Raw genomic sequence first — 25,981 nt, 5'->3', positions numbered from 1 at the left:
GTGGATATTCGTGGCCCGAAACGTGTCGTACCCCGTCGGTAGGCTTTCGAATATGGGTTCGACGCCGGATGCTGCGGGGGTGCTGGAGGCACTCCGTACTGCAGTGTCCGCTGTCTCGGAGCTGGACTTCGGGGCGATGTCGAGCGAGGAGCGTCTCGGGGTGCTTCGAGAACTCGAGAGTGTAGCTCGTAAGCAAGTAAGTATCGTTCATGAGGTGCTGTATTTATTCGCGGCGCAGCGAGTTCCCGGCGAGTTAGGCGGGCAGCATTTGCATCAGGTGGTCGCGGATGCGTTGCGGATCAACCGGTCTGACGCGAAGAGGCGGTTCGATACTGCCGAGGACCTCGCATCACGACGGTCGTTTACCGGCGAGCCACTCGAGCCCGAACTGCCCGCCACCGCCGCGGGAGTACGCGACGGGGTAATCGGGGATCGGCATGTGCAGGTGATCCGGTCGTTCCTGCAGCACCTCCCGGCCGCGGTCGACGCGGGAACGCGGGAGCAGGCCGAGGCGCAGCTGGCCGGGTTCGCCACGAACGTGCGCCCGGACGAATTGAAGAAGATCGCGGACCGGCTTGCGGCGTATCTGAACCCGGATGGCGAGTTCTCCGACAATGATCGCGCCCGGAAGCGTGGGATCTGGCTCGGTAGGCAGGGCCCGGATCTGATGAGCAGCATCAACGGCCTGATCGATCCGGAGCTGCGGGCGTATCTGGAGCCGATCCTGGCCTGGCTTGCCGCGCCGGGTATGTGCAATCCGGCGGACGCAACACCGACTGTTGAGGGTGGACCGAACGAGGATGAGGCCACGCGCGATACCCGCTCGATGGGGCAGCGGCAGCACGACGCGGTGAAAGCGATGTGCCGCAGCCTGCTCGCGTCCGGCGAGTTGAGGCAGCACCGCGGGCTCCCGGTGACGGTGATCGTCTCCACCACGCTGGGTGACCTCACCGAACTCGCGGGTGTCGCCACAACCGCGGGCGGGTCGCTACTCCCGATCCGCGACCTGGTTCGCCTCGCCGCCCACGCGAACCACTACCTCGCGGTCTTCGACGACATCGACAACCGCCCGCTCTACCTCGGGCGTGCCAAGCGGATCGCGAGCCCGGATCAGCGGATCGCGCTACACGCCCGAGACGTCGGCTGCAGCTTTCCCGGCTGCAACGTGCCGGGCTACCTGGCCGAGGCTCATCACGTGCAGGAGTGGGCAGACGGTGGAGCCACCGACATCGACAACTTGACCATGGTCTGCCCCGAACACCACAAACTCGCCGGTCCCGCCACCGACCAGTGGCACAGCCATCGGACCAGGCGTGGCAAGACCGCCTGGACACCGCCGTGCCACGTCGACCCCCGACAACGCCTACGTATCAACCGCTTTCATCACCCAGCCGAGGTCCTGGTGAATGGCGACACCGACCCGCCCTGAATCGGCTAGCGGATCCCGTCCCACAGCGCCCGCTCATCCCCGGCGGGATCGTCGACTTCGGTGACGGTGACGGTGTCGGTCAACAAGCCGGTCGCTCGACGCTCGGTGTCGTAGGCGGACCAGCCGGGATTGCCAGTGGTGGCGAACGAGACCCATGCGCCGTGCGCCGCAGCCGAGATCCCCGGGGACGGGTTCGCACCGACGAGCGGAAGCGCGCTATCGAACGCGTGCGTGCCGAAGACGAATGGCACTTCCGTCGCATGGCACGAGCCGAGCAGCTGATTGTCGGCGGGATCCAGAGCGTCGAAGCGGTACACCCAGGTCGGCGCGCCACCGCGTGCCTCGGCGACCCGCAGTGCCGGGATCCGGAAGAACCAGTCGGACACCACCGCGGCAAGCACATCGCCTGCGCCGGCATCGGGACGGTTTCCTTGGTAGACCGCGACCTCGTTCGCGCCCAGTCCGTACACACCGGCGGAAGCCGCGAGACCGTCGTCGTCGATGAAGTCGATGGCACCGGGTGCGACGAGGAACAAGCGCGCTTCGTCCCGCGTGCAGCCGACCAGCAGCGGCACGCCCGCCCCGGCGCCGGCCGCGAACGCGTCGAGCGGCACGGCGGGCAGCACAGTGCCGTCCACGGTCGGCGCGAACGGTAGCAGGCTCAGCGCAAGCGAACCCCACTTCACCGGATCCACACCGGTCTGTACCTCGGTCACCAGGTCCGAAGCGGTCTGCACCAGCCGGTCGAGCGGAACCTCCCGGAGCGCGTCCCGGCTCGCGGGCACGCCGAGCGCGTCGGCGAGATAGCCGCCGACCATTCGGCCCTGCTCCTCGGTCAGCGTGTTCGCGCCCGCGCCGGACTGCGTGATCGCCTGCGCGAACAGTCCGTCCGCCAGTGGCATGGCCAGCAGCGTGGTGATGCTCATCGCTCCCGCCGACTCGCCCGCGACCGTCACCCGGGTTGGATCGCCGCCGAACGCGGCGATGTTGTCCTGCACCCAGCGCAGCGCGGCGACCTGATCGAGCAGGCCGAGATTCGCGATGCCGTCGCCGAGGTACAGAAACCCCTCCGCCCCGAGGCGGTAGTTGATGGTCACGCACACGACCCCGTCGCGCGCGAACGCGCTGCCGTTGTACATGTCGACCGAGCCCGACCCGTTCATGAACGACCCGCCGTGAATCCACACCAGCACCGGCAGCCGGGCCGACCCGGTGTCGGGCGTCCAGACGTTGAGATTCAGGCAGTCCTCGCCCGGGATGGTCACTTCCGCGAACAGCGGCTGATACATGGGCGGGTAGTCGCCCTTGGGCGCGGTCGGCCCGAACTCGACGGCTTCCCGCACGCCGTCCCACGGCTGTACAGGCTGCGGTGGGCACATCCGGTTCGCCCCGAACGGTGGTGCAGCGTAGGGAATCCCGAGAAACGACGTGATGCCGTCGCTCGTGCGGCCGGCCAACTGCCCGGTCCGGGTCCGAACAATCGGTGCACGCATGGTGTCGGTCATGGGAGTCATTGTGCGTCCGCACTGCACGGCCGGTACGTGAATTGCGGATCATCGGTTACGTTGCTCGTTATGCAGGTAATGACCGCCCTGTTCGGCCCCACCGATGCCGTCGAACGCGCCACCGCGTTGCGTGAGGCGGGTGCGGCCGGGGTGTTCACCTTCGAGGGTCCGCACGACGTGTTCACCCCGCTGACCCTCGCTTCGACCGTCGGCGGCTTGGACCTGCTGACCAACGTGGCGATCGCCTTCCCGCGCAACCCGATTCACCTCGCCCACCAGGCGTTCGACCTGCAATTGCTCAGCGAGGGCAGGTTCGTCCTCGGCCTCGGCACCCAGATCCGCACGCAGATCGAAAAGCGCTTCGGAGCCGAATTCGATCACCCCGTCGAGCGCATGCGGGAGTTCATCGCCGCCCTGCGCGCCATCTTCGATGCCTGGGCCACGGGCGAACGGCTCAACTTCCGCGGCGAGTTCTACCGGCACACGCTGATGACGCCGACATTCACGCCGGGCCCGAACCCGTACGGTCCGCCGCCGATCTACGCGGGGGCGCTAGGTCCCCGGCTCACCCGTGCCACCGCCGAGGTCGCCGACGGTCTACTGGTGATGCCGTTCGGCAGCAAAAGGTTTCTGCAGGAGTCGGTGCTGCCGCAGGTTCGCACGGGGCTCGACGCTGCCGGGCGCGCGCCGGCCGACTTCGCCGTGATCCCAGAGATCATCGTCGCCACCGGCACGTCCGAACAGGAATGGGAGCGGGCGGTCGCGTCCACCAAGAAGCTCCTCGCCTTCTACGGCTCCACACCCGCCTACCGGCCGGTCCTCGCCGTGCACGGCTGGGAGGATCTACAACCCGAACTCAACGCGCTGAGCAAGCAGGGTCGCTGGGTCGAGATGGCCGGCCTCATCGACGACGACGTGCTGAACACCATCGCCGCGTGCGGAACGCCGAAGGAGGTGGCCGCGCATGTCCAGGATCGGGTCGCGGGCGTCTCGGAGCGCATCTGCCTCTACCAGCCCGGCCCCATCGGCGCCGACGCGCTCGCGGAGATCATCGACGCACTGGTCTGAGCGCGCGCAACACAAGAACGCTCGACACAGCCATTGGCTGCGCCGAGCGTTCTTTCGTTCAACTCAGAGGGAAACGATGGTCGCCGAGGCGGTACCCGGCGCGCCGTAGACCTGCGCGAGTCCGATCTTGGGCTCACCGGGAACCTGGCGGTCACCGGCCTGTCCACGCAGCTGGCGGACCAGCTCGTGCATCTGGCGCAGACCCGAGGCGCCGATAGGCTCACCGTTCGCGATCAGGCCACCGTCGGTGTTGACCGGGATCGAGCCGTTGATCTCGGTCGCGCCTTCGGCCAGCAGCTTCTCTTGGTCGCCGTCGGCACACAGACCGGTCTCGGCCATGTGGATGACCTCGGCGCCGGCGTCGGTGTCCTGCAACTGCGCGATGTCGACGTCCTCCGGGCCGATCCCGGCCACCTCGTAGGCGGCCTTGGCGGCGTACACGGTCGGCGAGACGTCCTCGTCGATCGGGGCGGAGGTGGCGTGCACCTCGTATGCGCCGAAGGTGCGGGTACGGATCTCGGTGGCGCGCACGTACACCGGCTTGTCGGTGAACCGGTGCGCGATGTCGCCGCGGCACATGACGACCGCGGCCGCGCCCTCGTCCGGAGCGCAGAACATGTACTGCGTCAGCGGATAGTTGAGCGCCGGCGAGTTCAGGATCTCTTCTTCGGAAATCGGCTTGCGGCGGAACGCATTCGGGTTCAGCTCGCCGTTGCGGAAGTTCTTGGCCGCCACCTTCGCAAGTGTCGCCTGCGAGATGTTGTGGTCGTGAATGTAGCGGTTGGCCTTCATGCCGAAGAACTTCGTGGTGACGAACTGGCCGTTCTCGGCGTACCACTGCGGCAGGGCGAGCTTGGCCGGATCGTCGGTGAACGCGCCGCGTGGGTGCTTGTCGAGCCCGATCGCGATGCCGATGTCGTACTTGCCGAGCCGGATGGTGTCCGCGGTCTGCGCAATCGCGCTCGCCGAGGTGGCGCACGCGTTGAAGACGTTGGTGAAGGTGATGCCGGTGAGCCCGACCAGGCGGGTGACGGCATCGGGGTTGGACACCTCGTAGCTGCCGCCGAAGCCGAACTGGATGTCCTTCCACTCCACGCCCGCGTCGGTCAGCGCAAGCTGAATGGCCTCCGCACCCATCTGCATCGCGGTCTTGTCGAACCGGCCGAACGGGTGCAGTCCGACTCCGATAATGGCGACGTCGTTTGTCATGGCTGAATGCCCTTTCGTCTAGACCGGCTCGAAGGCGAAGGTGATGACCTCGTTGCCGTCGGCGTCGGTCGCGAACGGGATCATGGTCAGCTCGACCTTCTGGCCGAACTTCAGCTTCTCGGGGTCGTTCTCGGTCAACCGGCCCTCGACGCGCACGACGTCCTCGAGCTGTACCAGCCCGACGCCGAACGGCACGAAATCCTTACCCGTCGGTCCGACATACGGAGCGCCGGGCGGAAAGCCCTGCGTGGTCCAGGCGATCAGGGTGCCGTGGCGCGGCAGCCGCACCTCCGCTACCTCGCCACCACTGCACTTCGGGCAACGATCCTGGACGGGGAAGGTGACCGCCCCGCACGTTCCGCACTTGCTGCCGATGAGCTGCGGGTTCTCGTCGGGCCAGGTGGAAATCTCGGGCGCCAGCGCCTTTTGCATAGCAGCGTTCCTCCGCCATCGATATGACTACTACCGGTTCTGCGTCAGCGTACAACACGTTTCCGTAAACGGAAATGGCATTCTCGCAGGACATGGATGTACCGCGATGTCCGGCGGGTGCCGACCGTCAGGGCGCCACGGTCAACCAGTCGGTGAACCCGGACGGGTCGTGCCGGCCGAGCGCGCCATGCTCGAACAGCCCCCAGCCCTGTTTCGCCGGCCCGTCGCCTTCGCGGCACTCGGCGCGCCCGACATGGTCGACCATCCCGAACATGCTGCGCCCCGACACGCTCGGATCGGTCAGGTCGTAGCTGCGCCGCTCGGTGAACTTCTCGCCCTTCCACACGCCGTGCAGCCAGTCCGAGTCGCCGCCGTAGCCACCGCCGAGATGCAGTGGCACCGCGAGCTTGGACTCGACCTCGAATACCACCGGCGTTCCGTCCCGCGTTGTCGTGGAAATGGTTGCACCATAGGGAATTCGGGTCCCGGAGGTGTAGTGGATCTGCACCAGCGGCCAGCCGAGTTGCTCCACCCGGCCGTCGCGCCAGATGCGCGTGCAGTCGTTGAGCGAACGGAACCCGCTCGGCTCCTCCTGGATGATCATCACGACGGCGTAGTCCTCGAAGGCCATCGGTACGTAGAGCCACCACATGCCCTCGAACGGCGGATGCGCGGGGCGACCGGCCGGTTCGGCCTCGCCGATCGGCCGGATCCCCCAGGACCGGTCCCGGCTGCCCAGCCACACCGACGGGTCGACCGCGATGTCCTCGCCGTCGATCGAGATGACCCCGCTCCAGCTACCGAGCTGGGCAAAACGCTGCGCGTCCAACGTGATCCGGTTACCGGTGCGCAGCACATGCCGCTGTTCGCGGACCGCGTCGAATAACCCGTTCCAGGTGAGGTCCACCGCGATGCCCTCGGTTTCCTCGAGCACCACGCGCAGTTTGTGCAGCGGCTCGGACACCTCGATGCGGTAGGAGTTGACGTGCTGATTGAACCGGTCCTCATCGATGCCGTCGGACAGGTGCACGGCGGTCTGTTCCTCGCCGCGCCGGATCAGCACGAAGGCATCCTTGACGCCGAGGTTCGGGTAGTAGCCGATCCCGGTGATCAGGAAGATGTCCCCGGAGCGGTCGTGTGCGTTGAGATAGCTGCGATCGTAGAAGTTGCGATCCGAGGACCCCGGCCACGCGATGGGCTGCGGGAGCTGGTGGATCGGGAATTCATCTGCGGGACCGAGCATTACGCGCCTCCTTCGTTGTCGAGCAGTCGGCGAAGCAGCGCGGCGTGATAAAACAGCGACTCGACGTCCTCGGGTTTCTCGGCCTCGCCGAAATGCACCCGCCGCGCCCCGGTCCGCATGAACACGATGCCCCAGATGATCCCGGAGTAGACCTGGAACCACTGCAGGTCGCCTAGTTCGACCCCCGACAGCCGGGTGTAGGCCTCGCGCACATCGTCCTCGCGCAGCACTTCCGGCAGTCCGGGCAGGCCGCCGAGGCCGCTGAGCTCCTGGAACACCTTGTGCGCAAAGATGATCCAGGCGACATCGAACTCGCGCGGGCCGAGCGCGGTCATCTCCCAGTCGAGTACGGCGACCGGCCGGAAGTCCTGATAGAGCACGTTGCCGACGCGCGCGTCGCCCCACAGCTGCACCGGCTCGGCGGCGTCCGCAGCATCCGGCCAGTGCTCCTCGAGCCAGACGAAGGCGCGTTCGAGCAGCGCGGAAGACCCGATATCGGGCACCGCGAAGTCGTACCACGACCGCACCCAGTCGACGTGATGGCGCAGTGCGGACTTCCCGCCCGACTCCTCGGCAAGGAAGCCGAACGTCGTGGTCGCATCCGGAATGGCGTGCAACTTGGCGAGGATCTCGATGGTCGCCTCCTGCAATTCGCGCTGGGCGAGCGGGGCGGCGTCGAAGAACCAGTTGTCGCCGAAGGTGTAGGGCATGACATCGGGCGGGGTGATGCCGTCGACGTGGTCCATCAGGAAGAACGGCGTGCCGAGCACGTCCCCGGTCGGTTCGAGCCAGCGCACCGCAGGCACCGGAATGTCGGTCAGCTCGCCGACCAGGCGCATCACCTCGAACTGGTGGTCCAGCCGATAGGTCGGAAACACCGGCACGTCGTCCGCGGCGGGTGCGATGCGAGCGACCCACTTCTGCGCGACCTGTTCACCCTGGACCTCCCAGGTCGCGGACAACACGATGGTCTCCGAGGACATCCCGGTGGCATCGATCCCGCTTTCCACGGTGATCGTGGGCGTGGCGCCGCCGGGCAGCACGGTCGACAGCCACCGCGACAACTGTGCGGGCAGGGCGGCGACGTCGCGGCTGGACCGCTGCAGCCGGTCGACGTCTTCGATGGTCGGATCAGGAGCCACGGCGCTACATCCTCAGCTGAATTACGGAACGTGCAGTAGCGATAAAACGTAGGTCAGCGAAGGGGCTCTTGTCAGGTGTTTGCGGGTGCAAAATTGAAACGCGTTCTTCCCCGCGTCTCGTCGCGCAGGTCCGCTCACTCGCCCGCGAGGGTGTCGACCACTTCGTGGATCAGATCGACGATCACCCATCGGTCGCGCTCGACGGCGGTGACGGCCGGGTCGACGCCCGGTGTTCCGCCCAGATCCGGGTCCGGCTCGTCGGCCACGATCATGGCATTGTCCGAGTCGGCCCAGGCGTCGAGAAACTGCTCGATCGGGACGGTCAGCTGATCCCCATTCGGATTGCCACTGTCGGAGAGCACCACCACGCCACGAGCCTCGTCGATGGCGGTGACGACGAGGACATGGTCGGCGGTGTCGTCCTCGCCGAGTTCGTCGCCACGATGCCAGATCTCGCCGGAGTCGACCATGGCGATCACGCCGTAGCCGGCATCGAGCTTGTCGGTGAGGTCGTCGAGGGTGCCGTGGCGCTCGATATGGCACGGCACGCACTGGTCGTCGAGCAGTGTCTCGACCCCGCGCAGTGTCATGCCGTGACCGGGGTCGCCGTCCGACCAGAGCCCGAGCTCGGTGACGCGATTGGCCAGGTAGTCCGGGTCCTTGATATCGAGACCGGTGTACTCGGAGAGAATCTGAGCCGCGCTCGACGGACCGCAATAGCCCTGTTTCTCCTGGTAGAACCAGTTGTCGGAATAGGCGTCGGGCGTGCCGTGCACATCGTCGGCGGCTGGTGGTGCCGGCTCGACGACGGGTGTCAAATCGGGAATTTCGTACGCTGATACCGGTTCGGGCGGAGCGAAATCCTGCTCATCGGGCAGCGGGTCGGTGAAATCCGTTGCAATGAAACCGAGTTCGCTTCCGTCGGAATCGATGTCGAGCAGGTGGGTGTAGTCGACCGGGATGTGCACGGCGGAGCCCTGGTCGTCGAGATCGTAGGAGTCCATGCGGATCTCTTTCGTCGTGCGCCGGGGGGCCGGATCGGCCACCCCGGCGATCGAAGTACCTGTCGAATCAGAGGTCGTGGGAATCGAATTCGGGCATCCGGTCGTCGGGCGCCGTGGTCCAGCCGTCGGGGGTGTTGATCGCGTGGACGTCCGCGATGCCGTCACCGTCGGTGTCGTGACCCAGGTAGTCGTAGACGCCGTCATTGTCGGTGTCGGTCAGCACGGTGTCGATCCGACCGTCGCTGTCGGTGTCGATGTCCTTCTCGTCCGCGACGCCGCTGAAGTCGGTGTCGATTTCGGCGGTGTCGACGTAGCCGTCACCATCGGTGTCGGTGTATTTCTGGTCCGGCGTGCCGTCCGCGTTGGTGTCGATCTCGACGTCGTCGAACACGCCGTTGTCCAGCGTCGAGGTCGCGAACCGGTCCGGGATGCCGTCGCCGTTCGTGTCGCTGACCACCTGATCGTCGATGCCGTCGTGGTCGAGGTCGACGTGCACCACGTCGATCCGGCCGTCGCCGTCGGAGTCGACGGGGGCGTAGTACGGATCCGTGGTCGGCGCCTCGTGGTCGCTGGTGCCGGACTGCGGGACGGCGGTCGAGTAGCCGTCGGTCGAGTACCGGTCGCCGGCGGAGTCCTCAGTGCGGGTCGCATCGGTGAACTGGGCATCCTCCGGAGCGCCGGTGACCTCCGCCGAGGTGCTGGCGCCCTCGCCGCCGGAGGTGACGGTGCTGTCCTCGAGATCGCTCAGGTCGGGGACGTTGGTGATGTTCGCGGGGTTGGTCATCGGGGTTCCTTCCGGGGTGTGTGCAAGGCGTTCTTGCTGGCTTCACAACGTCAGATGCGCTCCGGACCGGAGATGTTCCGGCGCCGGGCAAGAATTTTCGAGCGGACTTTGGCGGAGGGTTAGGAGCTCAGCCGGCGCCGGCGGTGAGGTCGGCGATCAGCGCCTCGATTTCGGCGGTTTTCGCGGCGACGATGCGCTGGTTGCCGGTGAGCTTGGTCAGCGTCTGCTCCCGCGTCGCGGCGTCGAGCCGCGCGGCCTCCTTGGCGTCCACGATCTGCTTCTGCACCGCTTCCATGCTGGTGCGCAGGTGGTCGCGGTACCGAATGACGATCTCCGGTCGCGCGGTGGACAGCGCGACTTCCAACATGCGGGCGGTGCTGCCGCGGGCGGTGCCGAGCGTTTCGCGCAGCCAGTTCAACAGGTTCTGTTTCCCGGTGCGCATCGCCTTGTAACCGAGGTTCACACCGACCCACACGACGCCGGCGATGGCGCCGATTCCGAGTAGTGCGCCGAGCATGCTGGTGCCGACCATGCCCATGGTCAGCAGGGTCGGGTCGACCAGACCCTGGCGTTTGCTGGCCACCTCGCCGGTCTGCAGTGGGTCGGTGCGCAACGAGGTGACGATCTGCTGCTCGATCTCCGCCCACACCACCGGTGAATCGAACAGCGGCCCGACGATCGTGCGCAGTTCGTCGAGGAAGTTCTGCACCGTCGCGCCCATCGCCGCGAGCAGATCTGCCTCGATCTCGGCGGTGAACACCTGCGGGCTGCGCCGCAGCACCTCCATGCCGTTCTTGTTGATCCGCGTCGTGGACTTGCTGCGCACCTCGTCGAGCCGTTCGTCGAGGAAGGTCAGCGTGGCCTGCCGGGCCAGGGTGAGGTCGCGGGACAGGTGCAGTTCCCACTGCCCGCTGTGATTCTTCAACTCCTGCAACCGGTTCTGCTCGGCGGTGAGGTCCGCGACCGCGGCTGGGCTGTCCGTGACGGCGGCGATGTCGGTCCGCAGCCGATCCGCGACCAGACGCAACCCCTCCAGCGCCGTGCGCAGCCCGTTCACCGCAGGCAGGCGTGCACCAAGATCGAGTCTTGTTGCGATCTGCGCGCGCAGTTCGGCAATCCCGGTGGACGCGAGCGCGGCGTCGCGTCGCTCGCCCGCGGGCAACTCGGCGGCGGCGAGCGCACGGATGCTGGACACCGCGACCACCGGTATGTCGCGCTGCAGACGCTCGGCGATCAACCGCCGATTCTCCGCCACGATCGGCTGGTAGCGCCGCAGGTTCTTGTCGGTCTTGGTGACCGCAACAATCACTGAGTCCACCGAAGCCGAAGCGGCGGAAAGGAATTCCATTTCCGGGGCGGTGATCGGCGTGCTCGCGTCGCACACCACCACCAGCACGCCGGCTTGCTGCGCCGACATCGAGGCCAACTCGGCGTGTGCGGGATCGAGGCCGCCGGTGCCGGGGGTGTCGACAACGACGAGGTCGTTGGCCGACAGCCAGGAGCTGTCCACCGGTATGACCGCGCGCGTTGGCAGCGAGTCGACGCCGGGGTCGCACACGTTGCGTCCACGCGCGGTCACCCAATCGGGGAGGGCGTCGGCGGGCACCCGCTCGGTGCGGCCGGGGAACAGCAGGTCCGCGGTTCCGGCCGGGTGATCCGGGGTGGCGGCGACCAGATGCAGTGTGGCCGAGGTGGTGACGTCCACGTCGACCGGTGACACGTCGCGTCGTCCGACCAATGCGTTGACCAACGCGCTCTTGCCGCGTTTCACCTCGCCGACCACCACCACGCGGCGTTGTTGCTCGGTGGTCGCGGCCTTCGCCTCGGCCAGCGCTGCGGTGTCGCCGAACTTGTAGGCGCGCAGGATCTTTCCCGCCGCGCCCAGTGCGGCGTCGATCCGCGCGGCGGTGTCGGCCGGTGCGTCAACCGCGCCGACGGCGGGCACCCCGGCCGGGGTGCCCGCCGCAGCGGTGGAACTACTGCTTGGCAGCGGCATCGAGAATCATCGACTGTGCGGTGATGCGCTGCTTGATATCGGCCTCGTCGATGCCGCCGGTCTCACCGAGGTAGTTGCCGCGCTGGACGGCGCAGTAGTAGATCTGGGTGCCCGAGATCGTGGTACTGGTCAGGCACTGGGCGTCCGCGACGCCGGCCGGGCCGTCGATCTTCGTCCAGGGGTCGTCGGTGGGATCGACCTGCGGGCCGGTGAACTGGGTCATGAACCGGTTGAACAGTTCGACGGCACCCTTCGCGTTGTCGACCAGGTAGACACTGCTGGCATCGGAGGCGATCCGGGTGGTGCCGGTGTCGGTGAAGTCCTGCAGATTCTGCAGACCGTTGGTCTGGAAATGCGCGGCACCGTGCGGGCCCCACACCGCCTGTTCGTTCGTGGTGCGCTTCCCGTCGGCGGGCGGAACCGTATACACCAGGACACCGTCGACGTCGATCGGCAGCTTCGGCAGATCGGCGACCGGCGTGGCGGGGAACTTGTCGATCAGCGGTCCCTGCAGGCTGACCGCCTTCGCGATCGTGGTGGCCTGCCAGTTCTGTTCCGACTGCAGCGACTCGGCCCAGTCGTAGAGGACGTAGTCGCCATGCGCCGTGAATGCCTCGGTGCTCACCTTTCCGTCCTCATCCGGTGTGATTCTGACCGTCACCATCGTATTGGGCAGGATGTCGATGGCGGTGGTCCGCTTCGCCAGGCTCGGCAGCACCTCACCGTTGTAGGTCGGGTTCAGCCCGGCCACCGGCATTTCCTTCGCCGCGTTCTTCGCCGATTCCGCGTCCGGGAACCGCAGCACGGCGTGCACGATCGACTTGTTCTGGGTCTGGTTGCCCGGGGTGTAGCGGGACGTGGTGAAGCCGTTGACCATGTTGTATTTCTCGGCGACCTTCGTCTCCTGCTCGCCGAGGACGTTTGCGCTCGCGCTCGCGTTCTTGATCACGTAGGTGCTCATACTGGCGAGCACGGTCAGCTCCGGATCGATCTCACCGGGGAGCGTGACGAACTCGGCCATCCGCTGACCCTCGACGATGCGGCCCATGTTCTCGTCACCGGCCTCGCCGAACGCCGGACGCGGGGTGGTGCGGTACTTGCCGGGATCGGGTTGGCCGGGCGCAGCGGCGATGCCGACCGACGCGCTCGCGCCGGCGTCCGCGTCGCCCACGGCGGTGGTGTCGTCGCTGTCGGAGCTGCAGCCGGTCAGGAACAGGCCCGCCGCCAGGCCGGCGGCGACGAGGGTGCTGGTGAATGTGCGGGCGGTGCGCATCGAAACTCCTTCGATCGGTGGTACGTAGTCGCGCAGGGTGCTCACCTACGCCGGCAGCCGCCGGGCATGTCTGTGACGTGCGGAAGCGGTTGCTGCTGATGCTTCGATGCGCCGAGTATCGGGAAAGTTCCCGTCCCCCTCGAGACCGGAGCCAAACGATAGCCGATGCCACCGGTACTGGACGCCTTGTGGCCTGCGGAATCGACTATGGTGAGCGCTCGATGCACCCGCGACCAGGCCCCCCGCCGCCGCTCGATCCGGTGCGGGCCGCAATCGATTCGGGATTGCATGCGCTCGCCGGGCTCGGCGGCGATCTCGTCGCGCATGCGAATCGGATCGGTGCGATCCTCTGGTCGCCGCCGCGAGTCGTCGTCACGGGGCGGCTGAAGGCCGGTAAATCGACGGTGGTCAACGCCCTGATCGGTGCGCCGGTCGCGGAGACGGCGGCGCTGGAAGCAACGAACGTGGTCACCGTCTTCCAGGATGGTGCGCCTTCGCGTGCGGTCGCGGTCCGCCTCGACGGGACCACCGCACCGCTCGAGCTACGCGACGGGCGCGGCGTGCTGTCCGCGCCGAGCACCGAGATCGCCTATATCGACCGGTATCTGCCGTCCGCGGCGATCCGGAACCTGACGCTGATCGACACCCCGGGGTTGTCGACGCTGACCGTGGCCAACGACGCCGCGACCCGACGCGTGCTCATCGATGGGTTCGAGCAGACCCGCACCGTGTCGGTGGACGCCGATGCCGCGGTGTTCCTGTTCGACTCGACTCCGCGCGCGGACGAGGTGGCGTTCCTGCGCAGCATCGGGTTCACCCCGCTCAACACCCTCGGCGTGCTGTCGCGCGCGGACGGGTTCGGCGAGGGCGCGCTCGGACGGCGCGATCCGATCGAACACGCGAACGCGCACGCGAACCTGATGGCGCAACGGTTGGCCGACACCGTGTTCACCGTCGTACCGGTCGCGGGTCTGCTTGCCGAGACCAGCCACACCGGCCGGCTCACCGAGGCCGACGCCCGAGCGCTGCGCTCGGTGGCCGGTTTGGACCCGTTCGCCCTGGTCGATCTGCTCGTCGCCGACGATCCCGCACCGCTGTCCGCCGTCGAGCGGGACCGGTTGCTCGACTCGATCGGCGAATACGGGGTCGTGCACGGACGCGACATCGCCGTCAACGGGGGTGGGGCACTCAACGACTGGCTTGCGCAACGCTCCGGGCTGGCGACACTGCGCCAGATCCTCGACACCCGGCTGGCCGCGTTCGCCGCCATCCACCGGGCCGATCGGATCCTGCGCGAACTGGACCGGCTCGCCTACACCCATCCGGCGCGCGACCAGATCCGGTCGATCGTGCACCAGGTGCGGTCGCGCCCCGAAATGGTCCCGGTGCTGTTGGCCGGGTCGCTGCGCGGCATGCTTGCCGCCGACCCGGAATCGCCCGTGGTCACCGAGCTGCGCACCCTGCTGGAAGCCGAAACCCCCGCGCAGCGTGTCGGTCGCCCCGCGCACGCCGGGCACGCGGAAATCCTCGCCGGCGTCAACGAGCGCCTGGCCTGGGTCCAAGGCCGGCAGCTATCGACCGCCACCGCCGCCGAGGACGCCGCACTGGCGACGCTGCTGCACACCTACACCACGATGCGCCGCGGATACGCGGCGAATGAGGGGCTCCACCGATGACCGCGCCACACCACACTGCTCCCTCGGCCGGCTGGGTTCTGGCGGTGGACTTCGGCACCTCGAACACCGCGGCCGCGGCGCGCGCGGCCGACGGGCGGGTCACCACCCTGGCGTTGTCGCACCAGTCGAACCTGATGCCCTCGGCGGTATTCGTGCAATCTCCCGAGGAGATCCTCGTCGGGCAGGTCGCGCTCAACGCCGCGGCGACGAACCCGGCCGCGTTCCTCGCCGCACCGAAACGCTCCATTCCGCACGGTGTGGTCAACGCCAACGGCTACGACGTGCCCGTGCAGCAACCGGTCGCCGCCGTGCTGCGCTCGGTGCTCGACCGTGCGGTCACCGCCCACCGCGGCCAGTCACCGGCCCGGGTCGTGCTCACCCACCCCGAGGGCTGGTCCCCGACCGAGATCAGGGTGCTCGTCGAGGCCGCCGGGCTGGCCGGGATCCCCGCGGACCGGGTGTCCACGATCTCCGAGCCCCGCGCCGCGGCCGCGCACTACTCGCGCAGCGAACCGCTGGCGGTCGGGGAGAAGATCGCGGTCTTCGACTTCGGTGGCGGCACCCTCGATGTCGCGGTCCTGCAAGCCACCGACGCCGGTGAATTCACCGTCATCGCCGCGGGCGGCGACAACCAGCTCGGCGGCAAGAACCTCGACGCCGTGATCCGCCGCTGGATCGACACGCAGCTGCGCGACGACGACCCGGACCTGCTGTCCTACCTGCAGCGCGGGGCGCCGCTCGAGACGTTGCGTGCGCTCGACGAATCGATCCGCCGCGCGAAAGAACTGCTGTCGGAAACCGCGCAGGCCACCATCACCGTGACCGATCCCCGCAGCGATGGGCGCCGCAACTACACGTTGGGGCGTACCGAGTTCGACGAACTGATCGGCGATCAGATCGAGCGCAGCCTCGCCCTGACCCGCGACACGTTCGGCCGCGCCGGGATCACCGGCCCCGGCGATCTGCGGGCCCTGTTCCTCACCGGCGGATCGTCACGAATCCCGCTGGTACACACCCGATTGCAGCAGGTCGGTCCGGTCGCGACACTCGACGACCCGAAAACCGTGGTCGCGCGCGGCGCGCTCACCGAGAAACACCGGCCCACACCCGCGGCCACCGACCGCGCCGCGCCGCCCCGCAACACCGACGGGCGCCACGCCAAATCGCAGTCCTCGGCCTCCACGGCCGAGCACCCGGACACCGGTGACACCCGCAACGCGGGCAGCGCTGAGCCGGCCGCGCCGGCGCGGCCGATGCGCGGACGCGGGCGGCTGATCGCGCTCGTGCTCGCAGTGATCGTCGTGCTCGGCGGGGTCGGCTACGGGATCAGCGTCGCGATGTCGGGTACGGGCGGCGAGGGTGCTGCGGCGTCGTCGGAGCCCCGGTCCAAGGCAGAGGACGAGGCCGCGATCCGCGCCTTCATCCCCGACTACATCGACACCCTCAACTCCCACGACAAGGACGCCATCGCCGCGATGCGATGCGAGAACTTCGTCCCGGCCGAAGGCAGTGAGGAAGTCCCCGCCGACCAGCAGATCACCCTCAACGAGATCATCTCGGTGTCGGTCAGCGGTGACACCGCCGGCGCCCGCGTCCGATTCACCGCCACGCACGGCACACAAACCAACGCCCCGGCCACCGTCGTGTTCAACCTCGTCTACGAGGACGGCTGGAAATTCTGCAGCGCAACAACCTGACCGGCATCGCCGGGAACATCGCAAGCCCGGCGCGCATCCAACACGCATCACACGAACGAGAGGACTTCACCATGACGACATCCGGTTGGGTGCTTGCCGTCGATTTCGGTACCTCGAACACCGCCGCCGCAGCGCGCGAGGCCGATGGGACGATCAACGCGATTGCGCTGTCACACCATTCGAATCTGATGCCGTCCGCGGTATTAGTGAACTCGCCCGACGACATCGCCGTCGGCGAAGTCGCGCTGAACGCCGCCGCGACGAACCCGTCGGCGTTCCTGGCCGCACCGAAACGGTCCATCCCGCACGGCACCGTGAACATCAACGGCTACGAAATGCTCGTGCAGCAGCCGGTGGGCGCGGTGCTGCGCTCAGTGCTGGAGCGGGCCCTGGCCGTGCACCGCGGCCAATGGCCCGACTATCTGGTGCTCACCCACCCCGAGGGCTGGTCCCCGGCCGAGGTGCAGGTGTTGATCGCGGCCGCCGGCCTGGCCGGGATACCCGCCGATCGGGTGTGGACGGTCAGCGAGCCCCGCGCCGCGGCGTCGCACTACTCCCACATCGAACCGCTGGCGGTCGGGGAGAAGATCGCGGTCTTCGATTTCGGCGGCGGCACACTCGATATCGCGGTGCTCGAGGTCGCGGCCTCGGGTGATTTCGGGGTGATCGCCGCAGGTGGTGACAACCAGCTCGGCGGCAAGAACCTCGACGCGGTCCTGCGCCGCTGGGTCGATACGCAACTACGTGACGCCAACCCGGGTCTTCTCGAATTCCTGCAGCGAAGCGCCCCGATGGACACGCTGCGCAATCTCGAGGACTCCATCCGCCACGCCAAAGAGCTGCTGTCGGAAGCCGCGCAGGCCACCATCACCGTCAGCGGCGCCGGGCAACGCGAAAGCTTCACCCTCGGGCGCGCCGAGTTCGACGAGTTGATCGCCGACCAGATCGACCGCGGTGTCGCCCTGACCCGGGACACGTTCACCCGCGCCGGGATCACCGGCCACACCGACCTGCGGGCCCTGTTCCTCACCGGCGGCTCGTCCCGGATCCCGCTGGTGCACAGCCGGTTGCAGCAACTCGGCCAGATCGCGACCCTCGACGATCCGAAGACCGTGGTCGCCCGCGGCGCACTGTCCACCCCGGGCGCCGCCCCCGCCGCTGCCCCAACAGTGGCGACACCGACCACTGGCTCGACCCAGACCGGTCCGTGGACCTCGGCAACTTCTGCCGGCTCCCCGGCCCCGACGCCTCCTGCAGCAGCTACAGAGGAAACGAAGCGCAAGGGCGGTGTCGCCCGCAAGGGTGTGCTCGTCGGCGCCGCGGTGGTGGTCGCCGCGGCGTTGATCGGCGGTGGTGTCGTGGCCGCGAAAAGCTTGACCGGCAACGACTCCGACACCACGACCGTCGCCGCGGCAGGCCCGACATCGAAGGCCGCCGCAGCCGACTCGGCCTCCAGCTCGACGTCGACGACCGCGGCATCGCCCTCGACGAAGAACTTCGGGACACCGCAGGTCGATGCCGACGAGGAAGCCGCGATCAAGGCCGTCATGCCCACCGGTCTCGTGGACTCGATCAAGGATGGCACCTGCCAGCCGATGACGAACCCCGGCGGTACCACCTATATGCAGCAATGCCAGATCAAACCGAGCTCCCCGGTCGGTAAAGCGATCGGGCTCGAGGGCGACGACTATCAGTCGTTCATGTCCAACGTCGACCCCGCACAGGCCAAGAGCGACGCACGCAGGATGATGAAGAACGACAACCCGAAGAACGTCCGCGTCAGCCCCGACAAAAACGTCTACGTGTCGCTGGACAGCGACACCGCCACCCCCGGCAAGAATTACCGCTCGGTTCAGGTCGTCAACCTCAAGACCGGACTGATCGTGTCGTACTACGCCAACACGGTTCAGAAGACTCCCGAAGACATGCAGAAGGAAGTCGACGCGTTCCTGCGCGAATCCGGACTGGCGCCCTAAACCCTTCACCGCCGGCACTCACCGGCACGTACATCGATCCGAGCAGTTAGGGCACCAACGCATGAGCACCGGCTGGGAACTGGCCATCGACTTCGGGACCTCGAACACCGCGGCCGCAGCGCGCGAGACCGATGGGACGATCAACGCGATTGCGCTGTCACATCATTCGAACCTGATGCCGTCGGCGGTGTTCATCCAGGCCCCCGACGAGATCCTCGTCGGCCAGGTAGCACTCAACCAGGCAGCAACCAACCCGGCCGCGTTCCTGGCCGCACCCAAACGCTCCATCCCGCACGGCATCGTGAACATCAACAGCTACGACGTGCCCGTGCAGCAACCGGTCGCCGCCGTGCTGCGCTCGGTGCTCGATCGGGCGGTCACCGCCCACCGCGGCCAGTCGCCGGCCCGGGTGGTGCTCACCCACCCCGAGGGCTGGTCCCCGCACGAGGTGCAGGTGTTGATCGCGGCCGCCACCATCGCGGGCGTGCCCGCCGACCGGGTGTCCACGATCTCCGAGCCCCGCGCCGCGGCCGCGCACTACTCGCGCAGCGAACCGCTGGCGGTCGGGGAGAAGATCGCGGTCTTCGACTTCGGTGGCGGCACCCTCGACATCGCAGTCCTGCAAGCCGATTCCACGGGCGGATTCGACGTCATCGCGGCCGGGGGTGACAACCAGCTCGGCGGCAAGAACCTCGACGCGGTCCTGCGCCACTGGGTCGATGCCCAGCTACTCGACACCGACCCCGACCGCCGTGAATTTCTGCGCAGAACAGCGCCGATGGGCACGCTACGAACCCTCGAAGACTCCATCCGCCATGCCAAAGAACTACTGTCGGAAGCCGCGCAGGCCACGATCACCGTCCCCGGTGCCACCACCGGTGACCAGCTCGGCCTCACCCTCGGCCGCAGCGAATTCGACGAGTTGATCACCACCCAGATCGACCGCAGCCTTGCCCTGACCCGCGACACGCTCACCCGCGCCGGGATCACCGGCCCCACCGACCTGCGGGCCCTGTTCCTCACCGGCGGCTCCTCACGAATCCCGCTCGTGCACAGCCGGTTGCAGACCCTCGGGCCGATCGCGACACTCGACGACCCGAAAACCGTCGTCGCGCGCGGCGCGCTGACCCGCGCAATCACCGCCGCAGCGGCGCCCGCCACCAGTGGTGTCACTGCCCGTCCTGCCCGTCAGGCTGCGCCGGCGCATCTCGCGCCCCCGCCCGAAACCCTGAACTTCCGCGCCAAGTTGGGGATGGCCACCGGCAAAGCGGCCGCGAATGTCGTCAACTTCGCAGACGCCAAACGCCGCACCACAGCGATAGCCGCCGCCGCAGTAGCCGCCGCCGTCGTAGTCGGTGGTGTCATGCTTGCCCGCTCCGGCAGCGACGGTGAAGCATCCGCAGCCGCCCTACCCACCACCACCACCGAAGCCGCGACCCCTGTGCAGCCGGTCACCGGCAACGCCGCCGTCGGGACCACCGCCGCCACCCTCGAAGCCGCATACCCCGCAGCATTGAGCGAAGGCATCAAGAAGCCCTGCACAGCAGCCGGATTCGATACCGACGGCGCGTACATGCAGGTCTGCGTCATTGACACCAAATCCGACCTCGCCAAGGCCATCGGTGTCGCCTCGGTCCCCGCCCCACCCAGCTTCACCGCCACCATCAACCACAACAGCGCCGCGTCCACCCTGGCCACCTGGCAGAAAGCCCAGAACGCGAACATCCCCGGCCAACTCACCATGAGCCCCGACGGCACCAAAGGCGTATTCGTCCTCGCCCCGGCGGGCAGCACCGCAGCAACCGCCTCGTTCGCCGACATCGCCACCGGACTCAACATGAGCTTCACCACCATGACCGGCGGCGACACCGACCAGGCAATGACGTTCTACCGCGAATCGGGCCTGATGCCCTGAGCCGGCAAACCGTTGCAACAAAGCCCGATTCAGTTGGAACCCGGTGTCCTGCTCGACGCCTTCACGCCGCAGCCGTGCGGGACACAGTTCGCGGTCTCCACCCGGATGGGGGCGACGTGGCCCCCGCCGCCCGGCGTGAACCGTGACTGCCGATGCGGCGCGCACACCGAGGGGTGTAAACCCTCGCCGTGAGATGCCCAGCGTCGAAACGTGCCCCTACTTCGAGGACCTATCGCGGAAACTGTTTCCACCGCGCCGCTATATAGACATGACATGGCGCACGGGCCGGACACCTCTAAGTGAGGGTAAGGGATCCAGGGTTGGTCGCAGCCGAACTGCGACGGCGTGGACTACGGCATCGCGAACAAGGCGGTCGAGTACGAATGCGGTGGCCAATATTAGTAGAGCGGGAGGGGGGATAAGTGAGTACTGGTCGTGACGGTGAGTCAACTCTGGAAGACACTCCGCGCGGCGGTGAAGGTGCAGCGGCGCGAGATTGGTGGCGTGGCGGCTACGTAAAGCTGCTGGTCTCACAAGGTGTTTCCGCAATCGGCGACCGCATCAGCTATGTGGTGGTCCCGTTCTCCCTGCTCATGATCGGAGTCCCGGTATCGGGATTGGCGGTCGTGCTCGCCGCGCGCGCTGTGGGATACGCGTTGGTGGTGCTGTATAGCGGAGTGCTCGCAGACAGAAGCAACCGTCGGCGACTAATGGTGATATCCGACGTTGCTCGGTTCATGACGCAGACAGCAACCGCGGCATTGGTCTTTACGGGATACGCAGGGGTGATGTCGTTTGCGATCCTGCAACTCGTATTTGGCGCGGCCGAGGCGTTGTTCAAGCCGGCCGCCGCCGGGCTCATGCCCGAACTTGTCCCCGAAGCCGCGCTGGAACGGGCCAACGGTTGGCTCGGTAGCACCGTCAATACGGGAATGGTCGCCGGTCCCATTATGGGAGGCCTGTTAGTCGGCACTGGGTTTGGAGCGCTCGGGCTTGTGATCGATGCCGCAACGTTCGCCGTCAGTGCGTTCTTTCTCGCCCGCCTGCCACGGTTACGGCGGCAACCAACCGCGCGACGTTCGGTGCTCACCGACCTGCGAGAAGGTTGGGCGAATCTGACACGACGACGTTGGCTCTTGATCTTGTTTGTTATTTCAGCACTTTTCGAATTGCTGTCACTATCTGCCGTCTTCAGCCTTGGCCCTGGCCTGGCCGAGGAGTCACTCGGAGGTGCGAAGGCGTGGGGTGTGCTCGTAACGGCGTTCGGGCTCGGCGGCATCGCTGGCGGTGTGCTCGCAACGCGTATGGCGCCACGCAGACCCGCGGTTTGGTGCGCAGTGCTGTTGGGCGCGCTCTCGGCACAGCCGCTGTTCCTGGCATCTGGGTTGCCCGTCGTCGCCATCTCCATGTTGCAGTTCTGCGCGGGCGCCTCTTTGACTGTGTACGCGGTGTTGTCCAGCACGCTGGTGCAACGGGCTGTGCCTCGCGCGGTCCTCTCCCGGATCGCATCTTTCGAGCTGTTGGCTACTACGAGCCTATTGCCAGTCGGATACCTCCTGACCGGCGGGATCGCCGCTGTTGTCGGCGTCGCGGCGGCTATGCAGATCGTCGGCGTGTTCACCGCGGTCGTCTGCCTGTTGGCACTCGCAAGTCCAGACCTCCGCAATCTGGAACTAACAAAGACGGAGGTGCCCGATGTCTCCTGAAGATCCCCGGAGCCACTTCTGTGGCGGCCTGCTGCGCGGAGAAGTTTCAGGCCATCTCGCGTGCGTCCCGCCCCGAGGAAGATGATTGCCGCCATTTGCGCCCGCCCCGGACGAGGTCGGAGACGGGCGACCCAGGGGAGCGGAGGAGCGATCAGCCGTCCTTGGGGCGGGTGATCCGCACCGTGCCCCCGGTCAGATCGACATCGTCGACGGTCGTGGATTCGGCCCGCACGATCTGCTTGTGTGCGATCTCCTCGACGACGTGCCGGTTGGACGGAGCGAACAAATTCTGCATTTCACCAAACATCCCGGCCGCCCCCGCGCCGGTGGAGGTCGTCGTCTTCCGCCAGCGGATCCACGCGTGCCGTTCGAAATGGAGCATCAGTTGATCGAGCAGCGCGCCGATACCGATCAACGCGATCACCGAGAGCAGTGCCGTCCCCATCGAGCCTTCCGATCAGATCCCCACCCGGCACCCGAACTTCGCCGGTCGAGCACCAAGTTACTCGCTGCAATCGGCGAGCGCTCCGGCGAACAGCAAGGACAGGATCCCGCCGAGCGCGCTCGCCGCGAGCACGAGCCCTATCTTGGATGCAACGTCGGGGCGTGGCACTAGGTAGAGCGCGATCGCGATCGCGAAGATCGCATCGCCGATGATGTTGACGAGCTGCCCCAGCCAGCCTCGTCGAAATGCGCTGTGCCGTAGGGGGAGAAGGATCGCCTGCACCGCCCCGCCCCTGTCTGTGTTAGTTGTGCTGCGAAATTTGCCCGGCCGCAGACCCATGCTCACACCCTCATCCCGGTCCGTGCGGTACTGCGATGCCCGACGGCGTGAGCCCCGGCAGAACGGCGACACCGTTGAGGTCCGGGGGCGATCCGCCGACTGGCGAAACTTCGCGCGAACTCTCGCTGAATCCACCACCGAGCTATCCCTTACCATTGCCGGGCCGGATCCATGAGCCGACTCCGGGCCAGAAGGAGTATCGCTTATGACCGGCGCAAAGGTTTCGCGGCCCGCGGCGCTGCTTTTCGACGTGCAGGGAACCGCGACCGATTTTCATTCGACCATCCGTGAAGCCGCACGAGATCTTGCCGGGGCTCGGTACCCGAACGAGGATTGGTCAGCGTTCGTGAACGATTGGCGAGCAGGGTATTTCGCCGAAACCTCGCAACGCCGCGATGACGGCGAGTGGCGCAGCGTGGCAGCGGTGTACCGCAGCACTCTCAACCCACTCCTCGACGCAAGGGGAATCGCACTCGACCTCGCTCAGCGTGATGAACTGGCCCGCGCATGGAGTCGGCTCCGCCCTTGGCCCGACACCGTGCCCGGGTTGCTGCGCCTACGCGAGCGATTCACCCTAGCGACCCTTTCCAACGCCGACGTCAGCGCGGTAGTCGAGATCTCCCGTGTCGGGAATCTCCCCTGGCATGCTGTCTTCGCGGCGGAGATGGCGGGTGTCTTCAAACCCGATCCGAAGATTTACCTTCTCGCGGCCAGGTATCTCGGGTTGTCGCCCGCCGACATCATGATGGTGGCCAGCCACAAATACGACATCCGTGCCGCGGCTGGTCTGGGATTCCGGACCGCGTTCGTGGCCCGACCATGGGAATACGGTGATCCGGCCGCCGCCGATGCCGAGTTCTCCGAGGAATTCGACATCAATGCCACCGATTTCGAGGATCTGGCGCGTCAGCTCGGCTGTTGAGGGGCGTGGCCGCCAGTGAGAACAACTCTGTGAGTGGGCATCCGACTACGGTTGCCGCAAAGGTATTTCCGCCCTCCGCAGCCAGCTCATCCGCGGCGGAATCCGCGCACGATGTCCTCCGGTGGTATGCCGCTTCCGACCAGCCATTGGTTCACGTCCCTTCCAGCCCGGCATCGGGCCACAGAACTCGTTCCCGGCGCCGAGCCAGCTCGAAGTCGTCGTAGGCGCGTGCGGTGCCGCCAGGTCGGGGGTGTAACTGAGCAGGCTTAGACCGGGTACTTGATGCCGGTTTGTTTGCGTGAGGCGGCGGTTTGAGCGGCCGCGCGGCGGCTCGCGCATCGCCGCTACGCTTCACCGCATGCTGCACAATGTCGATATGGGGCGACGATGCCGCACGAGATACTTGCTGCGGTTGACGGACGGGCGAGGTAGGTATCGGTGACCTCGACCGGCAATTCGCGCAACGCCGATCTTGCCCTGCCCAGTGACTACGACGCGGTCCTGGCCGAAGTCAAGCGTCGCGTGGCCGCTGCCCGCACTGCCGCGCAGCGGACAGTCAACACTCAGCTAATCGAGCTGTACTGGGACATCGGAAGGGTCATCCTCGACCGGCAACGTCACCAAGGATGGGGTTCGAAAGTCATCGCCCGACTCGCCCAGGACTTGCGGCGCGAACTCCCCACCAACCGGGGCCTGTCCGCCTCGAATCTGCAGTACATGCGCGGCTTTGCCGCCGCGTGGCCCAGCGATCGGCCAATTTCCCAACAAGCTGTTGGGAAATTGCCCTGGGGCCACATCACCCTCCTGCTCGACAAGCTCGACGACCAAGACACGCGGGATCGATACGCCCGGGCGGCGAGCGAACAAGGCTGGTCACGCAACGTCCTACGCAATCAGATTTCGAACCGGTCGCTCGAGCGCGCCGGCGCGGGCGCGTCCAACTTCGCCCAACGGCTCGACCCGGCCGACTCGGAACTTGCTCAACAGATAGCCAAAGACCCCTACGTGTTCGACTTCCTCGAACTCGGCGGTGAAGTAGCCGAGCGAGACCTCGAGAACGCGTTGATGGAGCGCATGGTCGACACTTTGCGTGAGCTCGGTACGGGGTTTGCCTTCGTGGGCAGACAGCTGCATTTCGAGGTTGACGGCGACGACTTCTACCTCGACCTGCTGTTCTTCCACGTCGAACAGCTCCGCTACATCGTCGTGGAACTGAAAGCCGGCAAGTTCCGGCCCGAAGACGCCGGACAGCTCGGCTTCTATGTGGCCCTGGTCGATGACCGGCTCCGCCGTGAGGCGCACGCCGCGACGGTCGGGATCCTCGTGTGCGCGGACCACAATGAGAAGACCGTCCGATACGCACTCGGTGGAAGCCACGCGCCGATGGCTGTCTCCACCTACACATATGACGCGCTGCCACCGGACATGCAGCGAGCACTACCGACGGCAGACGACCTCACCGCTGGCCTCGACCGTTGAGTCGGGAAGGGAGCATCATTAGCTCGCTCGGACACGCTGCCCCAGTTGGGTTCCGACGCCCTGCGCCTATCGCAGCGCAGGTCGCGCCGGCCTGTGACCAGTTCGAGGACGACGATGGAGATCGCCCGCGGGATCGTGCCACTCCGCGACCGAGGGCCGGCTGAGCAGCCAGAATTGGTGACCTCGGGTGCGGTGCGCTACTTGTGCGCAGACACTCGGTCGGCGGGGTCAGAGGTTGAGGTGTTCGATGACGCCGTGTTCGTTGTGCCAGCACGTGGAGCCATCGAATTCGCCGGTGCAGTTCTGCCAGTGCCCCTCGAACGGCTGCGCAAGTGCCGGGGTGGCCAGGACGAGACTGGTACCGGTCAGTCCTGCGGCCAGGACAACACTAGCGATGAACCTCTTCATAGATGAATCCTCCTTGGCTGTCGATGCTTTCACCTACCTTGATGCACCGGCGACGCGAAATGTTCCGTATGACTCGATGCCTGGTCATGGACGGCTACACCACAACCCATCCGGTTGAGGGGGGAGCTCTCGCTTCTCGCGCGGTGGTTTTCCGCGAAGCAGATCGAGGCACCGGCAACTCGCCGACGCTGTCTGGTCAGGCCGTGACGCCGCGATTGGGGGAGCCGGGCGGTCGTCGACCGCTCCAGGCTCCAGTACCTGATTGCCCCGACGGCCACCATTTACAGAAGCGCGGCGGCCGCCCACACCCCTCTAGTGGGCGGCCGCCGGCTG

At 66.9% G+C, this 25,981-nt stretch carries 21 protein-coding genes; 9 read left to right on the top strand and 12 right to left on the bottom strand.

The genetic code is table 11. The features are described from left to right. Positions 1-52 precede the first annotated feature (52 nt). Entirely contained in the window at positions 53-1,429 is a 1,377-nt protein-coding gene (locus OG921_RS16975; RefSeq protein ID WP_266113665.1) for an HNH endonuclease signature motif containing protein, read from the top strand. Positions 1,430-1,434: 5 nt separating this feature from the next. On the opposite strand, the gene OG921_RS16970 is transcribed toward OG921_RS16975, so the two are convergent. After that, on the bottom strand, positions 1,435-2,934 hold the full coding sequence (locus tag OG921_RS16970) for a carboxylesterase/lipase family protein (protein WP_266113664.1): 1,500 nt from the start codon (positions 2,932-2,934) through the stop codon (positions 1,435-1,437). Positions 2,935-3,003: 69 nt separating this feature from the next. Here OG921_RS16970 and OG921_RS16965 point away from each other — a divergent pair, with 69 nt between their 5' ends. Next, positions 3,004-4,002, top strand: coding sequence for a TIGR03617 family F420-dependent LLM class oxidoreductase (locus tag OG921_RS16965; protein ID WP_266113663.1), 999 nt, complete (start codon positions 3,004-3,006; stop codon positions 4,000-4,002). Positions 4,003-4,065: 63 nt separating this feature from the next. On the opposite strand, the gene OG921_RS16960 is transcribed toward OG921_RS16965, so the two are convergent. The 8 genes from OG921_RS16960 to OG921_RS16925 form a co-directional block, all read right to left on the bottom strand. Beyond that, positions 4,066-5,211 carry a thiolase family protein gene (locus OG921_RS16960; protein ID WP_266113662.1) on the bottom strand — a complete coding sequence of 382 codons (1,146 nt, stop codon included), beginning with the start codon at positions 5,209-5,211 and terminating at the stop codon, positions 4,066-4,068. 18 nt (positions 5,212-5,229) lie between these two features. After that, the gene (locus tag OG921_RS16955) at positions 5,230-5,643 is read right to left on the bottom strand and encodes a Zn-ribbon domain-containing OB-fold protein (protein WP_266113661.1); all 414 of its coding nucleotides are present in this window, start codon (positions 5,641-5,643) and stop codon (positions 5,230-5,232) included. 127 nt (positions 5,644-5,770) lie between these two features. Continuing rightward, positions 5,771-6,886: a hypothetical protein gene (locus OG921_RS16950; protein ID WP_266113660.1), complete on the bottom strand. Its 1,116-nt coding sequence runs from the start codon at positions 6,884-6,886 to the stop codon at positions 5,771-5,773. Beyond that, positions 6,886-8,028, bottom strand: a complete 1,143-nt coding sequence (locus OG921_RS16945) for a phosphotransferase family protein (protein WP_266113659.1) — start codon at positions 8,026-8,028, stop codon at positions 6,886-6,888. Before OG921_RS16945 ends, OG921_RS16950 begins: the two co-directional genes overlap by 1 nt. 134 nt (positions 8,029-8,162) lie before the next feature. Beyond that, entirely contained in the window at positions 8,163-9,032 is an 870-nt protein-coding gene (locus OG921_RS16940; RefSeq protein ID WP_266113658.1) for a C39 family peptidase, read from the bottom strand. A 67-nt stretch (positions 9,033-9,099) separates the two neighbouring features. Then, positions 9,100-9,816 carry a hypothetical protein gene (locus OG921_RS16935; RefSeq protein ID WP_266113657.1) on the bottom strand — a complete coding sequence of 239 codons (717 nt, stop codon included), beginning with the start codon at positions 9,814-9,816 and terminating at the stop codon, positions 9,100-9,102. Between the two features lie 127 nt (positions 9,817-9,943). Further along, positions 9,944-11,812, bottom strand: a complete 1,869-nt coding sequence (locus tag OG921_RS16930; protein ID WP_266113656.1) for a dynamin family protein — start codon at positions 11,810-11,812, stop codon at positions 9,944-9,946. After that, on the bottom strand, positions 11,793-13,085 hold the full coding sequence (locus OG921_RS16925; protein WP_266113655.1) for a hypothetical protein: 1,293 nt from the start codon (positions 13,083-13,085) through the stop codon (positions 11,793-11,795). Before OG921_RS16925 ends, OG921_RS16930 begins: the two co-directional genes overlap by 20 nt. 221 nt (positions 13,086-13,306) lie before the next feature. Between OG921_RS16925 and OG921_RS16920 the strand changes: the two genes are divergently transcribed. From OG921_RS16920 to OG921_RS16900, 5 genes are all read left to right on the top strand, one after another. After that, positions 13,307-14,761, top strand: a complete 1,455-nt coding sequence (locus OG921_RS16920; RefSeq protein ID WP_266113654.1) for a dynamin family protein — start codon at positions 13,307-13,309, stop codon at positions 14,759-14,761. Next, entirely contained in the window at positions 14,758-16,458 is a 1,701-nt protein-coding gene (locus tag OG921_RS16915) for an Hsp70 family protein (RefSeq protein ID WP_266113653.1), read from the top strand. The genes OG921_RS16920 and OG921_RS16915 overlap by 4 nt, the downstream gene beginning before the upstream one ends. 71 nt (positions 16,459-16,529) lie before the next feature. Then, positions 16,530-18,434: an Hsp70 family protein gene (locus OG921_RS16910; RefSeq protein ID WP_266113652.1), complete on the top strand. Its 1,905-nt coding sequence runs from the start codon at positions 16,530-16,532 to the stop codon at positions 18,432-18,434. Between the two features lie 61 nt (positions 18,435-18,495). Beyond that, positions 18,496-20,349, top strand: coding sequence for an Hsp70 family protein (locus OG921_RS16905; protein WP_266113651.1), 1,854 nt, complete (start codon positions 18,496-18,498; stop codon positions 20,347-20,349). Between the two features lie 422 nt (positions 20,350-20,771). Then, the gene (locus OG921_RS16900) at positions 20,772-22,055 is read left to right on the top strand and encodes an MFS transporter (RefSeq protein WP_266113650.1); all 1,284 of its coding nucleotides are present in this window, start codon (positions 20,772-20,774) and stop codon (positions 22,053-22,055) included. Positions 22,056-22,206: 151 nt separating this feature from the next. Here OG921_RS16900 and OG921_RS16895 read toward each other — a convergent pair whose 3' ends face one another. Together OG921_RS16895 and OG921_RS16890 are read right to left on the bottom strand one after the other, a co-directional pair. Further along, positions 22,207-22,500, bottom strand: coding sequence for a hypothetical protein (locus OG921_RS16895; RefSeq protein ID WP_266113649.1), 294 nt, complete (start codon positions 22,498-22,500; stop codon positions 22,207-22,209). A 57-nt stretch (positions 22,501-22,557) separates the two neighbouring features. Next, positions 22,558-22,782 carry an MFS transporter gene (locus OG921_RS16890; protein ID WP_266113648.1) on the bottom strand — a complete coding sequence of 75 codons (225 nt, stop codon included), beginning with the start codon at positions 22,780-22,782 and terminating at the stop codon, positions 22,558-22,560. A gap of 262 nt (positions 22,783-23,044) precedes the next feature. Here OG921_RS16890 and OG921_RS16885 point away from each other — a divergent pair, with 262 nt between their 5' ends. Both OG921_RS16885 and OG921_RS16880 read left to right on the top strand, forming a co-directional pair. Continuing rightward, positions 23,045-23,761 (top strand): haloacid dehalogenase type II, encoded by a 717-nt coding sequence (locus tag OG921_RS16885; RefSeq protein WP_266113647.1) that lies wholly within the window; start codon positions 23,045-23,047, stop codon positions 23,759-23,761. A 438-nt stretch (positions 23,762-24,199) separates the two neighbouring features. Continuing rightward, the gene (locus OG921_RS16880; protein ID WP_266113646.1) at positions 24,200-25,240 is read left to right on the top strand and encodes a YhcG family protein; all 1,041 of its coding nucleotides are present in this window, start codon (positions 24,200-24,202) and stop codon (positions 25,238-25,240) included. Between the two features lie 228 nt (positions 25,241-25,468). Here OG921_RS16880 and OG921_RS16875 read toward each other — a convergent pair whose 3' ends face one another. Further along, complete coding sequence (locus tag OG921_RS16875) at positions 25,469-25,648, bottom strand: hypothetical protein (protein WP_266113645.1); 180 nt, start codon at positions 25,646-25,648, stop codon at positions 25,469-25,471. Positions 25,649-25,981 lie beyond the last annotated feature (333 nt).

This window comes from Aldersonia sp. NBC_00410, assembly GCF_026342035.1.
Lineage (GTDB): Bacteria > Actinomycetota > Actinomycetes > Mycobacteriales > Mycobacteriaceae > Aldersonia.
This window is presented reverse-complemented; position numbering and strand designations above follow the sequence as displayed.

Bases quoted from the DNA above. Each gene is read 5' to 3' on its own strand.
- OG921_RS16925 (WP_266113655.1), bottom strand. From the start codon at position 13,085: ATGCGCACCGCCCGCACATTCACCAGCACCCTCGTCGCCGCCGGCCTG.
- OG921_RS16875 (WP_266113645.1), bottom strand. From the start codon at position 25,648: ATGAAGAGGTTCATCGCTAGTGTTGTCCTGGCCGCAGGACTGACCGGT.
- OG921_RS16935 (WP_266113657.1), bottom strand. From the start codon at position 9,816: ATGACCAACCCCGCGAACATCACCAACGTCCCCGACCTGAGCGATCTC.
- OG921_RS16975 (WP_266113665.1), top strand. From the start codon at position 53: ATGGGTTCGACGCCGGATGCTGCGGGGGTGCTGGAGGCACTCCGTACT.
- OG921_RS16940 (WP_266113658.1), bottom strand. From the start codon at position 9,032: ATGGACTCCTACGATCTCGACGACCAGGGCTCCGCCGTGCACATCCCG.
- OG921_RS16930 (WP_266113656.1), bottom strand. From the start codon at position 11,812: ATGCCGCTGCCAAGCAGTAGTTCCACCGCTGCGGCGGGCACCCCGGCC.
- OG921_RS16965 (WP_266113663.1), top strand. From the start codon at position 3,004: ATGCAGGTAATGACCGCCCTGTTCGGCCCCACCGATGCCGTCGAACGC.
- OG921_RS16885 (WP_266113647.1), top strand. From the start codon at position 23,045: ATGACCGGCGCAAAGGTTTCGCGGCCCGCGGCGCTGCTTTTCGACGTG.
- OG921_RS16920 (WP_266113654.1), top strand. From the start codon at position 13,307: ATGCACCCGCGACCAGGCCCCCCGCCGCCGCTCGATCCGGTGCGGGCC.
- OG921_RS16955 (WP_266113661.1), bottom strand. From the start codon at position 5,643: ATGCAAAAGGCGCTGGCGCCCGAGATTTCCACCTGGCCCGACGAGAAC.
- OG921_RS16910 (WP_266113652.1), top strand. From the start codon at position 16,530: ATGACGACATCCGGTTGGGTGCTTGCCGTCGATTTCGGTACCTCGAAC.
- OG921_RS16950 (WP_266113660.1), bottom strand. From the start codon at position 6,886: ATGCTCGGTCCCGCAGATGAATTCCCGATCCACCAGCTCCCGCAGCCC.
- OG921_RS16915 (WP_266113653.1), top strand. From the start codon at position 14,758: ATGACCGCGCCACACCACACTGCTCCCTCGGCCGGCTGGGTTCTGGCG.
- OG921_RS16970 (WP_266113664.1), bottom strand. From the start codon at position 2,934: ATGACCGACACCATGCGTGCACCGATTGTTCGGACCCGGACCGGGCAG.
- OG921_RS16905 (WP_266113651.1), top strand. From the start codon at position 18,496: ATGAGCACCGGCTGGGAACTGGCCATCGACTTCGGGACCTCGAACACC.
- OG921_RS16895 (WP_266113649.1), bottom strand. From the start codon at position 22,500: ATGGGGACGGCACTGCTCTCGGTGATCGCGTTGATCGGTATCGGCGCG.
- OG921_RS16960 (WP_266113662.1), bottom strand. From the start codon at position 5,211: ATGACAAACGACGTCGCCATTATCGGAGTCGGACTGCACCCGTTCGGC.